The organism is Pseudomonas sp. G5(2012) (assembly GCF_000408945.1).
Lineage (GTDB): Bacteria > Pseudomonadota > Gammaproteobacteria > Pseudomonadales > Pseudomonadaceae > Aquipseudomonas > Aquipseudomonas umsongensis.
Window position 1 is genome coordinate 1 of sequence record NZ_APIO01000104.1, and the last position, 13,602, is coordinate 13,602.

The following is a 13,602-nucleotide window of genomic DNA, read 5'->3' on the forward strand; positions in this document are numbered from 1 at the left end:
GCCCTTGGTTACTTGGGGCTCTTCCAAGTGACTCGCTGTAAAAGCGAAACCCTAAGTGGCCGTTACCGCAGGAATGGATATGTACTCAGTCCCCCCCCCCCATTGGCCGCCAGGACGCCTTCGCCGGCAAGCCTGGCTCCTACAGTAAAAGCGAAACCCTAAGCGGCCGTTACCGCAGCAACGAATAAGTACTCTATCAACAAACAACGATTCCAATGGTTCTTCATCCAACCGAACTCCACCCAAAAGGCCAAGGTCAACCCTTTGACCGCCCAACCTTTAACCCGGAGATCAATGATGAACGACTACCCAAAACCACCCTTCCCCAAACAACACCAACCCGTCCCCGGCTCCCAACGCAAAATGGACCCGTACCCCGATTGCGGCGAGCAGAGCTACAAGGGTTCGGGTCGACTGACCGGCAAGATTGCCCTGATTACCGGGGGCGATAGCGGCATAGGCCGCGCGGTAGCCATTGCCTTCGCCCGTGAAGGTGCCGACGTGGCCGTGGCGTATCTTGATGAGCAGGAAGATGCGCAGGAAACCGCGCGCTGGGTTGAACAGGCTGGCCGCCAATGCCTGCTGCTGCCCGGCGACCTGGCGCACAAGGTGCATTGCCGGGCATTGGTGGAGAAAACGGTCGAGCGCTTCGGCCGCATCGACATCCTGGTCAACAACGCGGCGTTCCAGATGACCCACGAAAACCTAGAGGACATTCCTGACGAAGAATGGGTGATGACCTTCGACGTCAACATCACCGCCATTTTCAGGATCTGCCAGGCGGCCCTCAAGCACATGCAGCCCGGCAGTTCGATTATCAACACCAGCTCGGTCAACTCCGACATGCCCAACCCCACCCTGCTGGCGTATGCCACGACCAAGGGCGCGATCGCCAACTTCACCGCCGGCCTGGCGCAAATGCTCGGACCGAAGAATATCCGGGTCAACAGCGTGGCGCCGGGACCGATCTGGACGCCGCTGATCGTCTCGACCATGCCAGAGGAAACGGTACAGAACTTCGGCGCCAACACCCCGCTTGGCCGTCCGGGCCAGCCGGTGGAAGTGGCGCCGATCTATGTGCTACTGGCCTCGGACGAAGGCAGCTACATCACCGGCCAGCGTTTTGGGGTGACCGGGGGCAAGCCGATCCTGTGATAACGCGATGCCCCTGAAAAATGGAACCGGGCCACTGTTTCAATGCTCAACAGTTCACGGGCCCTGGGTGACGGGCCTTTCCATATCTGGAGGTCGTCATGTCCGCACCTTTCGTCAAACACGGGCCATGAGTTTCATTGCCTGGGTTGCGGTGCTGGGTGCCGTGCTGCTGACGCTGGCACTGACCTCGTCCTATCTGCGCTGGATGCCGGTGACCACCTCGGCCGTGTGCCTGGCGTTGGGGGTGGTCATCGGGCCGGCGGGGCTGGGCTGGCTGAGGCTGGACATCAAGGACGCGGCGTTCTGGATGGAGCACCTGACGGAAGTCGCGGTGCTCTTTTCGTTGTTCGTCTGTGGCCTCAAGCTGCGCCTGCCCCTGAGGGACCGAAGGTGGCGTGTAGCTTTCGGGCTGGCCGGGCCAGTCATGGTCCTGACCATTATCGGTGTTTGCCTGTTGCTGCATTATGCCTTCGCCTTGCCATGGGGACCGTCGCTGCTGATCGGCGCGATCCTGGCGCCCACCGACCCGGTACTGGCCTCGCTGGTACAGGTCAACGATGCCAAGGACGTCGACGCGGTGCGCTTCGGCCTGTCCGGTGAGGCCGGCCTCAACGATGGCATTGCATTTCCCTTTGTGATCCTGGGCTTGCTGTTTATCGAGCAAGGCAGCGGCGCATCCACCGCCTGGCTCGATGACTGGGCGCTCAAGCGCCTGCTATGGGCGGTGCCTGCGGGCTTGCTGGTCGGCTATGGCATGGGGCGCGTGATCGGGCGCCTCACATTGTCCATGCGCATCAGAAATGCAGACAGCACTCTGTCCCCCAACGACTACCTGACCTTTGCCCTTATCGCCCTGGCGTACGTCGCGGCAGAGTCGGTCCATGGCTACGGTTTCCTGTCGGTGTTCGCGGCGGGCCTGGGGTTGCGTCGGGCCGAGGTCAAGTCGATGGGGCACTCCCAGACGCCCGCCGAGCATCTGGTGCAGCCGGTGGTCGGTCATCAGAACGTCGAGCCCGATGCCGCCGTGCATGGCGATGTGGCGAACCTGGAGGAAGCGCAGGTGGCGGCCGGGATCATGATCGGCGACATGCTGTCCTTTGGCAGCCTGGTCGAACGGGCCATGGAGGTGTTCCTGGTGACGTTGCTCGGGGTCGTGCTGGTGGGTCACTGGGACTGGCGCGCGCTGGCGGTTGCGTTGGTACTGTTCTGCGTGATCCGGCCGCTGATTGTCGCGCTGGTGCCTTGGGGAACGTTGCTTGACGGCAAGCAACGGCTGTTGATCGGCTGGTTCGGGATTCGCGGCATCGGTAGTTTTTACTACCTGTTCTACGCCTTGAATCACAACCTCGCACCGACGATGGCCACCTTGTGCACCGACCTCACGCTCTCGGTGGTCGCACTGAGCATTCTGATTCACGGCATCAGCACCCAGCCGCTTCTCGCCCACTATGAGCGGCAAAAGCCCCCATCTGCTTGATCGCTCACGGCTGTGGCGAAGTGCATGAGCCAAATCCCGGCTTCATGCAGCCTGCATGACCCCTAATGGCCATTAGCGCTTGTAACCCATTGAATTTCAGGCGTTTACCTGAGACATCAAAGCGGCACGACAAATGCTCCACAACGATGAGTGTCCTGCGGAATTAACCGTGCGAGCTGCCCTCAATCTGGAGAAACCCGACCATGAATGCCATAGACCTGTTGAAAGCCGACCATGAACGCGTAAAAGGCATCCTCAGCCAACTGAGTGAGTCCACCGAGCGCGGCCTGAAAAAACGCGCCGATCTGCTTGCAAAGCTGGAAATGGAAATTTCGATTCATACCCGTCTTGAAGAAGACGTCCTGTACCCGGCGTACAAGGAAGCCGGTGGCAAGGAGCAGGACATCATGTATTACGAAGCCAAGGAAGAACACCGTACGGTGGATTCCCTGGTGCTGCCGGACCTGAAAGTCACCGACCCATCCACGCCCGAGTTCGCCGGTCGCGTCAAGGTGGTCAAGGAACTGCTCGAACACCACATTGAAGAGGAAGAGACCACGATGTTTCCCCAAGCCAGGAAGCTGCTGGGTAAAGCGACGCTGGATGAACTGGGGGCAAAAATGGAGACCCTCAAGGCCCGCCTGAAAAAGGAACTCGACGCCTCGCATATGGCGGCCTGAGATCCAGGTGCACAATAACGACGGCGAGTGAAAAACCTGTAGGAGCGAGCATGCTCGCGATGAACTTGAGAGCTCCGAGGGGTGTCAGGTGACCAGCGTCATCGTTGACGACCATCGCGACGGTGCAACGATTCGACATGCTCGCTCCTACATGGCTGAGGCGATAATTTCCACCAGGTTCAACTGGGTAAACGGCTTGGACAAGCGCGGCAACCTGGCTGCAAACCCTTCCAGGCGCTCGGCATATCCAGTGGCCAGGATGATCGGCATGTCGGGGTTGCGCTCGCGGATGGCTTGCGCCAATTGCGCGCCACTCATCTGAGGCATCGCCATATCGGTAATGACGAGATCGATGCCCATATTGTTTTCGAACACCTCCAGTCCCTGAGCGCCCGACGTTGCGGTGATCACCTGGTGACCGAGGTCTTCCAGCAACAGGCAAGTGCTGGTCAACACCAGGCTGTCGTCGTCCACCACCAGGATGCGCAAGCGAGGGACTTCCGGCGTTGCCGGCTCCTCGGCAAGGGGGGCCGCTATCGAGTCTTCCGAGGCCACGGGCAACCACAGTTCTGCAGTCGTGCCCTGGTTTTTCTGACTCTTGAGAATGAATCGACCGCCCAGTTGTTCGATGAAGCCATGGACCATCGACAGCCCCAGTCCAGTCCCCTTGCCCAGCCCTTTGGTGGTGAAGAACGGATCCATTGCCGAGGCCAGCGTTGCTTCATCCATCCCGTCGCCGGTGTCGGTGATGCTCAGGCACACATAACGCCCCGCCCGTAACGGATCAGAGATAGTTTCAACGCGGGCGCTGATGACGATTTTTCCGCCGTCGGGCATAGCATCGCGGGCGTTGGTGGCCAGGTTCAGCATCGCCAATTCGAGCTGGTTGATATCGGCCAGGACCGGCTCAATCCGCTCTGGAAAACGGGTTTCCAGTGCCACCGACGGTCCCAGGGAACTGCGCAGCAGTCCGCTGATGCCCTGCACCAGGGCGGGAAGTTCCACAGGTTCGGATTTGAGCTCTTGCTTCCTGGCAAAAGCCAGCATGCGCTGGGTCAAGGACACGCCGCGCAATGCACCCTGGGTGGCGTTGTCGAGCAACCGGACGATTTTCGGGTCGTCCGCCAGGCGTTTGCGCACGATTTCCAGATTGCCAAGAATGACTGTGAGCAGATTATTGAAGTCGTGGGCAATCCCCCCACTGAGCTGGCCGATGGCTTGCATCTTTTGCGCCTGGAACAGCGCTTCGCGGGTTTGTTCAAGTGCCTGCTGCGCCTGGGTCGCTTCGGTGATGTCGCGGGTGATCTTGGCAAAGCCTAGCAACGTACCGGTGTCTCCCCAGATCGGGTCAACCACGACGTGAGCCAGGAACCTTGTGCCGTCCTTGCGCACTCGCCATCCCTTGTTCTCGAAGCGCCCCTCACGCGTGGCAATCTCCAATGCCCGGCCGGGTAAGCCGCTCGCCTTGTCTTCAGGGGTGTAGAACATCGAAAAGTGCTGGCCAATAACTTCTTCGGGCAAATAGCCCTTGATCCGTTGGGCTCCCAGGTTCCAGTTGGTCACGCGACCATCCGGGGCCAGCATGTAGATGGCGTAGTCCGTGACGCTTTGCACCAGTAAGCGAAACTGTTGCTCGCTTTGCTTGAGGGTCTCTTCGGCCATCTTGCGGTCGGTCAGGTCACGGGTAATCTTGGCAAATCCCAGCAGCGTGCCCGACGGGTCGTAAATCGGATCGATCACCACGTGGGACCAGAAATGCGTGCCGTCCTTGCGCACACGCCAGCCTTCACCTTCGAATCGGCCCTCGCGAATGGCCGTGTCCAGCGCCCGCTGAGGCAAGCCGGCACGACGATCTTCATCGGTGTAGAAGCGCGAAAAATGCTGGCCGAGAATCTCGGCCTCCTCATAGCCCTTGAACCGCCGGGCCCCTGCGTTCCAGCTGGTAATGATGCCATCGGGGTCAATCATGTAGATCGCGTAGTCAACCACCGCATCGATCAGCAGGCGCAAGCGCCTGTCCTCAATGACCCTGGCCTGGATTCGATCTTCGCTCATTGATCCCTCACATCGGGTGCTGTAACTCAGCAGTATGCGATAAACCGTCCATTTGAACAGCCGCCGAAGCAATTGACCACCAGCGCGGCAGCAGTTGCCTGACCTTGTTGTCGCCAAACCGGTCATCGATCAACATCACCACGCCTCGGTCCTGCTGTGTACGAATCACTCTGCCAGCGGCCTGCACCACTTTTTGCACGCCGGGATACAGGTAGGTGTAGTCGTAGCCCGCACCGAACATGGCCGCCATGCGCTGCTTGAGTTGCTCGTTGACCGGGTTGAGCTGCGCCAACCCCAGGGTGGCGATGAACGCGCCAATCAAGCGTGCACCCGGCAAATCGATGCCTTCGCCAAACGCCCCGCCCAACACCGCAAAGCCCACGCCCTGGCCTTCGGCGGTGAACCGGTCGAGGAACGCCTGGCGTTGCGCCTCCGCCATGCCCCGTGACTGTGACCATAGATTGATCCCGGGATAACGCTCGGCGAGCAACTGCGCCACTTGCTGCAGGTAATCGAAACTGCTGAAGAACGCCAGGTAATTGCCGGGGCGCCGCATGAACTGCCGGGCGATCAGTTCGACGATCGGCGCCAGGGATGCCTGGCGATGAACGAAACGCGTGGAGATCTGGTTGATGATCTGTACATGTAGCTGATCGGCATGAAAAGGCGACTCGACGTCGATGCACACGGTATTCGCCGGCGTACCCAGCAAGTCGGCGTAATAGTGGCGAGGGCTGAGGGTCGCCGAGAACAGGGCGGTGCTGCGGGCAGCGCTCAGGCGCGGCCCGATGAAGCCCGCGGGCACCACGTTGCGCAGACACAGTTGCGAGAGGTTGCGCTTGCGGTCGAGGTCGCGTTTGCTGATGTCGAACAGGTACTGCTGGTCAAAAAGTTCGGCCACCCGACAGAACTGCAGTACCTCGAAGTAAAAGCTTTGCAATGCACTGTCCAGTCCCTGCGGATGATCGTTAAGGTAATCGCCGATGCTGGCGCTGCACGACGACAAGGCCTGGAGCAGTTTTTCCGGTGGCTTGTCATAGGCCTGATAAGCAGCAGACTGCTGGTTATGCAAGGCGTTCCATTCGCGGTTGACTCGCTGCAGGCTTTTTTTCAACACCTCGGGAGCGATTTTCCGAACGCCGTCGAGGGTCGATTGGTCGAGGCTCGCGCTGTACATCTGACGACCACGTTCCACCAGGTTGTGGGCTTCGTCGACCAGCACCGCGACTTTCCAGTTGTTGGCCTGGGCCAGGCCGAACAGCAGCGCACTGAAATCGAAGTAATAGTTGTAATCGGCAACGACCACATCGGCCCAGCGCGCCATTTCCTGGCTCAGGTAATACGGGCACACCTCATGCTCCAAAGCGACCTGGCGCAATGCGCTCTGGTTCAACAGGCCCAGCTCGCTGGCGGCCTGGCGTGCCGCCGGCAATCGATCGTAGAAGCCCTGGGCCAACGGACAGGATTCACCGTGACAGGCCTTGTCCGGGTGTTCACAGGCCTTGTCCCGGGCGATCATTTCCAGAATCCGCAAAGGCGGTGCATCGCTGCAGTCGAGGATCACCTGCGCGGCGTCCAGGGCCAGCTTGCGTCCCGGGGTTTTCGCCGTGAGAAAGTACAGCTTGTCCAGTTGCTGCGGCGCCAGGGCCTTGAGCAGCGGGAACAGGGTGCCGATGGTCTTGCCAATCCCCGTGGGTGCCTGGGCCATCAGGCAACACCCGGTGCTGACGGCCTTGAACACCGATTCGGCGAGGTGACGCTGCCCGGGGCGAAACTCGGCATGGGGAAACGCCAGCTGTCGTGCCGCAAGGTCACGCCTTTGGCGATGGGCCGTTTCCTGTTCGGCCCAGTGCAGGAACAGGCCGCAATGGTGTTCGAAGAACTGCCCGAGCTCGGCGGCGCTGAACGCCTCGAGCAGACAAGTTTCCCTTTCGCTGACGATATCGAAATACACCAGCGCCAGGTTGATCTGCGCCAGGTTGAGTTTGCGGCACATCAGCCAGCCATAGACCTTGGCCTGTGCCCAATGCAGTTGCCGGTGGTTGGCCGGTTGCTTGCTCAAGTCACCACGGTAGGTCTTGACCTCTTCGAGGCAATTTTGCGAGGGATCATAGCCATCCGCCCTGCCCTTGACCGTCAGGCCCTGATACGCACCTTCGAGGGCGACTTCACTCTGGTAGTCGTCACTGCGCCGTGACGCTACCGTACGGTGCCCGACGATGCCTTCCAGGGCGGTCGGCGAGGGAGTGAAGCGCAAGTCGAGGTCCCCGACCTTGGCGGTGAACTCACATAACGCCCGCACCGCGATGCTGTAGCTCAAGCGCCCTGCTCCGCCCATTGCACATAACACACGGCAATCGGCATCCGGTGCTCATGACAGAACTCCAGCCAGCGCAGCTGGTTATCCTGCAGGCGATCCCCGGGCCCCTTGACTTCGATCATGCGGTAGGTTTTTTCCTGCGGCCAGAACTGGATCAGGTCGGGCATGCCCGCCCGATTGGCCTTGATGTCCAGTAACAACCGGTTGAACCAGTGCTTGAGGTGTTCGGCGGGCAAGCAGTCCAGCGCCTGCTCCAGCAACGGCTCGTTGAGTGCGCCCCAGAACACGAATGGCGACTGCACACCCCACTTTTGGGCATAGCGCAGGCGGATGGTCTCAAGGTATCGACCGTCGTCGAGTTCGTCGAGGCAGGCCTGGAACAATTCGGCCCGGCGGCTATGGAAGTCTTCGCTCAGCAGGTCCACCGGACCACGTTGGAACGGATGGAAAAACGCCCCCGGCAGCGGGGCGAATATCGCCGGCCAGCACAGCAACCCGAACAGCGAGTTGACCAGGCTGTTTTCGACGTAATGAACCGGTGCCGAGTCTTCGCCCAGGTGCGCCTGCACGTAGTCCTCCACTGACAACATCGGGTCGGTCCTGATCAGTTGCAGCTCCAGGCGTTCCATCTGTCGTGGGGCTTGACGCTTGACCGCCGGCCCGCCCAGCTTGCGACGCAACCTGGGCAGGACACGCAGCAGGTGTTGCTGTTCCGCGGCGTTTTGCGGTGCTTGTTCGGCCTGGCACGCCAGGTCAAGGGCCAGTGGGTACTCACCGCAGCGTTCCAGCACACGGATCATGCGCAAGCGCGCGCCGGGATACACGCAGTCCCGGTACAGGGTCAACGCGGCGCAGAAATCACCGGCGCGCTCGCACGCCTGGCCCATCTGGAATAAGAGCTTGTCACGACGCCTCTGCAGCCAGGGATTGCCCAGTGCCAGGCCGTTGATCTGAGTGACAATGGCGGCCACCGACTCACCGGCCTCGAAAAGCTGCTGGCACTGGTAAAGGAACAGGCAGGCATCGACGTCCTCGCGGCTGCGCAAGCCTCGGGAATCGGCGCAAAACTCGACTTTTTCATAGGTGAAGACCCCAAGGTCCGCCAAGACGAATTCAGACCAATCCTGGTAAAGATTGCCAAAAAACATCAAGCGCAGGCGATCGCACAGGCCCATGATGGTCAGGCTGAACAAACGGTCATCCAGCGCCGGACACCAATCGTTGAAGGACTGCGCGTGGGGAAACTGCTCGCACAGAGCCGGTAGCCAGTCGGTCTTTTTACCTTTGGGTTGAGTAATGGCGTTGCCCAGGCATTGAAGAATTTCCGCCTTGAGCGACACTTCAAATAACGCCTCGACCGACAACGGCTGGTGCTCGTCGAGCCAGCCCAATTCGAGCAACGGCCGGGCTGCGCTGGCGATATCGCCGATCTCGACGTAATGCAATTTGCTGGCGCGAAAATGCATGCCTTTGCGCATGACCAGCCTGACCAGTAGCGCCCGGGCCTCGCGGGGCAAACCATTGAAGTCATGAATAAAGCGGTGCTCTTCGACGCTCAACACGTCGGCATAACGTTGCTCAAGCCAATCAAGCACTTGCATGAAGTTGTTGAGGTAGTAGAACGGGTCGTCGAGAGGATTTGCAGTCACGGGAAAGGAGCCACGATTAACAAGCACTGGTTATGCATACAGATACCAGCAACGCCCTACCCCATGCAAATGGAAAAGGATAAGCGGAGGCGCTTTAAGGGATTTTTGCCTTGGGCATAGAACTTTCTGCTGTTGCATCGCACCAACCGCCAAGGAACGGCATTCGCTTGCGACAGCCACACTGGTTTTTTTTAACAATGAGAGGTGATTATGAACATCAAGACTCTGGCGTTTCCCATGGCGGTAGCGGCCTTCATCGCCCTGGCCGGCTGCTCGACGCCCACGGTGGTCACCCTGCAGAACGGCACCCAGTATCTGACCAAGGACATGCCAAAAACCAAGACCAAGGACGGTTTCTTCGAGTTCGAGGATATTTCCGGAGCCAAGGTCAAAGTCAAGGCCGATGACGTGGCTACGATTCGCCAGGAAGACTGAGCCCGCGAATCGTGTTGCCTGCGCCCCCTGTGTGGCAGGTTTCGAGCACTGCCTTACACTGCGTTAGACCCAGTGCGACCGAATGATGGTGTCGAAATGAAAATGGTCACGCCACTTCTGACTCCCCTCCTCGCGGTCGCCGCTTGGTTTTCAATGAGTCTTTGTGCAAATGCCGCGACACCTGCTCGATCCTTCAATACCAGCTTCGACTGCGCCGCGGCCCGGGGGGCCGTTGAAAAGCTTATCTGTCGCGACGCTCGACTGGCGCAGATGGATATCGAGCTGACGCGCCTGTATCGCCTGGCGCTCACCGATGAGCATTCGGTGCCGCGACCCGACAAAGTCGAGATCGACCAGCGCTTCTGGCTGCTCGCCCGCGATCAATGCGCGACCGAAGCCGATCCCAAGGCATGCACGGTGAGCCACTATGCCGAGCGTGCGCACCAACTGCGCCAAGGCTCGGCCATTGCCAGGACCAAGGACCCCAGCAGGCTCACTGAAGGCCCGCAGGCCTTTCGCTGCACCGGGCTTGGCGCGCTGGTGGCCGCCACGTTCTTCACTGTCGAACCGGCAGTGGTTTACCTGAAATGGGCCAATACCTCGACCACGCTGGAACAGGTGCCGAGTTCGTCCGGAGCCCTGTACCAGGGCAAGGACAACAGGGGCAGCCAAAGCTTCTGGCAAAACGGCAACGATGCCCTGTTGCGGATGCCGGGCGCAGGTGAAATGAGGTGCACGGTTGAACCTGTGAGTTGATCACGGATCATCGAAGGCAACACTGTTCAGTGCATCAAGCCTTCCATGAACCCCGCGACCCCGCTGGCGAGCCTGCGCCGCCATGGCGCGCTGGTCGGGTTGGCCAGAGTCTGGTCTTCGTGGACGAAGCTGCGAATGATCGCGTTGTAGCCGAGCCAGCGCCAAGGTTCGGGCTCCCAGGCCTTGAGCGCGTGAAGTCCGCCCTGGGCAATTACCCACGGTTGGCGAACCCGCTCGGTGTCGCGTTGCAGGATCAGGTCGGCAAGGGTCCTGCCACCCAGGTTGCTGGCACCGACCCCCTCCCCACCATAACCGCCGGACAGGGCAATACCGCTGGCCTGGTCACAGAGCATATGGGGCTTGAAGTGCCGTGACATGCCCAGGTTGCCGCCCCAGCCGTGGGTGATCTGCACATTGCGAAGCTGTGGAAACAGTTCGCCGAACAGATAGCGCCGCAACTCGATTTCGCTACGCGTCAGGTCAAAGTCATGGCGCAGCTTGCCGGCAAACTGATAGCCCCCGCGCGCGCCAAAGATCAGTCGGTTATCTGCCGTCCGTTGGCCATAGGTCACCTGGCGACTGTTTTCGCTGAAGGCCTGGCCATGACTCAGCCCAATCTCGTCCCAGGTGGCGGCCGACAGCGGTTCGGTGGCCACGATCAGGCTTTGCACCGGCAACTGATAACGTCCCAAGGGCGGCAAGGTCACCGAATAGCCTTCGACAGCCGGTACCACCCAGCGGCTGCGCACCGTCGCCTGGGCAGTGCGAAGGCTGCCGGACTGCCAATGATTCACCGGGCTGTTCTCGTAGATCCGCACGCCCATGCGCTCGACCGCGCGTGCCAGTCCCCGGACCAGCTTGGCCGGATGGAGGGTCGCGACATGTGGCGCATAAATAGCGCCATAAGGCTTGGCCAGGCAAATTTGCTGCGCCATCTGCTCCGGGCTCAGCCAGCGGTAGTCGTTTTCGTTGAGACCCTGGCCGTACAGTTTGTCCAGGTACTGGCGCAGTGTGGCCTCCTGCTCGGGGTAGCGAGCGGCACAATAGAGGGCGCCGCCTTTACGATAATCGCAATCGATGCCTTCACGTTCGATGACGCGTTTCACCTCATCAGGGATGTCGTGGAGCAAATCGTAAGAGGCACGACGTTGCTCGGGTGACAACGAAGCGAGCAGCCGGTCTTCGCCCAGCAGATTGCCCATCAACCACCCGCCGTTACGCCCCGAGGCACCGAAACCGGCTGTTTGCGCTTCTATGATGACAATATTCAGGCCAGGAGCCTGTCGCTTCAGGTAGTAGGCGGTCCAGAGCCCGGTGTACCCCGCGCCGATAATCGCGACATCGACATCCAGATCCTGTTCCAGCGCCGCACGCGCCAGCAAAGGCTCGTCGAGTTGGTCCATCCACAAACTGATAGTGCGCCACGCCGGCATTCAAGACTCCGCCACTCAGACTTCGATGGCGTTGATCCTAGTGCACGGGCTCAGGCGCTGTCTTGCGCGCGTGCACGCAAGGACATTTGCCTGACGTAGGCCTTGGGCGACAGGCCGGTGTGCTGGCGGAAACAGCTATAGAACGCCGACAGTGAATTGAACCCGGCGGCAAACGCCAAGGCGTCGATACGCACCGCGGGCATGGCACTGTCCAGCGCATTGAGCAGGTGCTGCAGGCGGGCCTGGTTGACGTAGCGATAGAAGCTCTGCCCCAGCACCTGGTTAAGAAGATAGGAAATCTGGTTGCGACTGTAGCCACACTCCTGTGCCACCCTTTGCAGGTCGAGCCGCGGGTCGAGATAAGGCTGCTGGCGTTGAAAGTACTGCTGCAGGTTGTCGGCCATGAAGCTCAACTGCCGCACCGACAGTCCCAGTCGACTGACCGCCGGGCGCTGGCTGCCGGTGTTTTCGCCGCAGGGCTGTTCATGGACCAGCGAAGCATATTCGTTGACCCGCCAGATCAGCCCGTCCTTCACGGTGATTGCTTCACTGGCGCGAAACGACACCAGCCCCTCACCACCACGCAAAGTGATGCGGTACTGGATGAAAGCAGTGTTGCCGTCCAAGCGGATGCGGTCCGAGTGCTCCAGCGCCTCATCCGGCTCACGGGGCATGCTGCTTTGCACATAGTCACGCAACTGGGCCAGCCCCATCACCCGGTTCTGGAAGAAATCACTGTATCGGACATCGGGGTGATACAACGCCATGACCCCGTCCAGATCGCGGTGTTTCCAGCGCAAGTGGTAAAGCATGACCGTCTCGCCCGTGGCCTGGGTTTGCAGCGGGCCATCATCCTCGGCGTACATGAAAGGTCTCGTCAAAAAGTACCGAGCTTGCCCAAATCGGCCCGCACCTTCAATTGCAAATGCGGGCGGGCCATTGCGCAAACGATCACGCACGTGACCTGCATCAAAAAAAGCGCAGCAATTGCCAAACGACCTGAAAAATACACATTTTTTTCACATGCAACTGCTACTTTTAAAGTCTGTCAATGGTTGAGCCAATGAAGGCTCCTCCCACCTAACCTGAGCTAATGGAAGCGCTCGATGAAGAAGGCGGGCAACACATGAATAAAGGGTTCAGCAAGGTCACTTTTCCAAACGCCTGCCAGCTGATGCGCTGGCATTTCCATCCCATGGGTTTCGAGGCCAGCATGGACGCCCCGGGCAGCATGATCGCCCGTTTGTTTGATCGAGCCAGTGGCGAGACCATGATCGCCATCGCCGGTATCCCCTGCTCGACGGTGATGAACGCCGCCGACGTCGAACGAATAATCGAAGCCGTGGAGGATGAGCTCGAAGCGTTCATTCCTCCGGTGGCCCTCAGGAGTTATGCCTGACGGCCGGACTTCCATCCAAAAGCCCACGATATTGTGGGCTTTGTGTTTTTTACGGGATCAAGGATGTAGAGGGGACGCGTACACCTTGTAGCCAGCGGTGTGGCGATCCGACTTGCCGGCTGTACCTGATTGATCGTTCCCACGCTCTGCGTGGGAATGCATCCTGTGATGCTCCGCGTCACCATTGCGCACGGCTCATGTCATGCGTCGTCAGTGGAACGCGGAGCGTCCCTGGCGGCATTC

At 60.0% G+C, this 13,602-nt stretch carries 11 protein-coding genes; 6 read left to right on the top strand and 5 right to left on the bottom strand.

The genetic code is table 11. The features are described 5' to 3' along the window. The first annotated feature begins 297 nt into the window (after nucleotides 1-297). The 3 genes from PG5_RS26315 to PG5_RS26325 all read left to right on the top strand — a co-directional run bounded on the left by PG5_RS26315 (nucleotide 298) and on the right by PG5_RS26325 (nucleotide 3,312). The gene (locus PG5_RS26315; RefSeq protein ID WP_033044554.1) at nucleotides 298-1,155 is read left to right on the top strand and encodes an SDR family oxidoreductase; all 858 of its coding nucleotides are present in this window, start codon (nucleotides 298-300) and stop codon (nucleotides 1,153-1,155) included. Nucleotides 1,156-1,282: 127 nt separating this feature from the next. After that, nucleotides 1,283-2,632, top strand: coding sequence for a sodium:proton antiporter (locus tag PG5_RS26320; RefSeq protein ID WP_020800111.1), 1,350 nt, complete (start codon nucleotides 1,283-1,285; stop codon nucleotides 2,630-2,632). A gap of 203 nt (nucleotides 2,633-2,835) precedes the next feature. Then, entirely contained in the window at nucleotides 2,836-3,312 is a 477-nt protein-coding gene (locus PG5_RS26325) for a hemerythrin domain-containing protein (protein ID WP_020800112.1), read from the top strand. A 147-nt stretch (nucleotides 3,313-3,459) separates the two neighbouring features. On the opposite strand, the gene PG5_RS26330 is transcribed toward PG5_RS26325, so the two are convergent. Genes PG5_RS26330 through PG5_RS26340 form a run of 3 tightly spaced genes read right to left on the bottom strand, consistent with a single transcriptional unit; the run spans nucleotide 3,460 to nucleotide 9,336 of the window. Beyond that, entirely contained in the window at nucleotides 3,460-5,367 is a 1,908-nt protein-coding gene (locus PG5_RS26330; RefSeq protein WP_020800113.1) for a PAS domain-containing sensor histidine kinase, read from the bottom strand. Between the two features lie 7 nt (nucleotides 5,368-5,374). Next, complete coding sequence (locus tag PG5_RS26335; protein ID WP_020800114.1) at nucleotides 5,375-7,687, bottom strand: ATP-dependent DNA helicase; 2,313 nt, start codon at nucleotides 7,685-7,687, stop codon at nucleotides 5,375-5,377. Further along, nucleotides 7,684-9,336, bottom strand: coding sequence for a VRR-NUC domain-containing protein (locus tag PG5_RS26340; protein WP_020800115.1), 1,653 nt, complete (start codon nucleotides 9,334-9,336; stop codon nucleotides 7,684-7,686). The genes PG5_RS26335 and PG5_RS26340 overlap by 4 nt, the downstream gene beginning before the upstream one ends. 210 nt (nucleotides 9,337-9,546) lie before the next feature. On the opposite strand from PG5_RS26340, the gene PG5_RS26345 reads away from it, so the two are divergent. Together PG5_RS26345 and PG5_RS26350 are read left to right on the top strand one after the other, a co-directional pair. Then, nucleotides 9,547-9,771, top strand: a complete 225-nt coding sequence (locus tag PG5_RS26345; protein ID WP_020800116.1) for a YgdI/YgdR family lipoprotein — start codon at nucleotides 9,547-9,549, stop codon at nucleotides 9,769-9,771. 96 nt (nucleotides 9,772-9,867) lie between these two features. Next, a complete protein-coding gene (locus tag PG5_RS26350; protein WP_020800117.1) occupies nucleotides 9,868-10,527 on the top strand; it encodes an MliC family protein in 660 nt (219 codons plus the stop codon). Nucleotides 10,528-10,553: 26 nt separating this feature from the next. Here PG5_RS26350 and PG5_RS26355 read toward each other — a convergent pair whose 3' ends face one another. Further along, nucleotides 10,554-11,960, bottom strand: a complete 1,407-nt coding sequence (locus PG5_RS26355) for an FAD-binding oxidoreductase (RefSeq protein ID WP_020800118.1) — start codon at nucleotides 11,958-11,960, stop codon at nucleotides 10,554-10,556. 50 nt (nucleotides 11,961-12,010) lie between these two features. Beyond that, nucleotides 12,011-12,826: a nuclear transport factor 2 family protein gene (locus PG5_RS26360; protein WP_020800119.1), complete on the bottom strand. Its 816-nt coding sequence runs from the start codon at nucleotides 12,824-12,826 to the stop codon at nucleotides 12,011-12,013. Nucleotides 12,827-13,086: 260 nt separating this feature from the next. On the opposite strand from PG5_RS26360, the gene PG5_RS26365 reads away from it, so the two are divergent. Then, nucleotides 13,087-13,359, top strand: coding sequence for a DUF1652 domain-containing protein (locus PG5_RS26365; RefSeq protein ID WP_033043601.1), 273 nt, complete (start codon nucleotides 13,087-13,089; stop codon nucleotides 13,357-13,359). Nucleotides 13,360-13,602 lie beyond the last annotated feature (243 nt).

Excerpts from the sequence above, each read along its gene's own strand:
- PG5_RS26315 (WP_033044554.1), top strand. The coding sequence starts at position 298 with ATGAACGACTACCCAAAACCACCCTTCCCCAAACAACACCAACCCGTC.
- PG5_RS26320 (WP_020800111.1), top strand. The coding sequence starts at position 1,283 with ATGAGTTTCATTGCCTGGGTTGCGGTGCTGGGTGCCGTGCTGCTGACG.
- PG5_RS26325 (WP_020800112.1), top strand. The coding sequence starts at position 2,836 with ATGAATGCCATAGACCTGTTGAAAGCCGACCATGAACGCGTAAAAGGC.
- PG5_RS26330 (WP_020800113.1), bottom strand. The coding sequence starts at position 5,367 with ATGAGCGAAGATCGAATCCAGGCCAGGGTCATTGAGGACAGGCGCTTG.
- PG5_RS26345 (WP_020800116.1), top strand. The coding sequence starts at position 9,547 with ATGAACATCAAGACTCTGGCGTTTCCCATGGCGGTAGCGGCCTTCATC.
- PG5_RS26350 (WP_020800117.1), top strand. The coding sequence starts at position 9,868 with ATGAAAATGGTCACGCCACTTCTGACTCCCCTCCTCGCGGTCGCCGCT.
- PG5_RS26355 (WP_020800118.1), bottom strand. The coding sequence starts at position 11,960 with ATGCCGGCGTGGCGCACTATCAGTTTGTGGATGGACCAACTCGACGAG.
- PG5_RS26360 (WP_020800119.1), bottom strand. The coding sequence starts at position 12,826 with ATGTACGCCGAGGATGATGGCCCGCTGCAAACCCAGGCCACGGGCGAG.
- PG5_RS26365 (WP_033043601.1), top strand. The coding sequence starts at position 13,087 with ATGAATAAAGGGTTCAGCAAGGTCACTTTTCCAAACGCCTGCCAGCTG.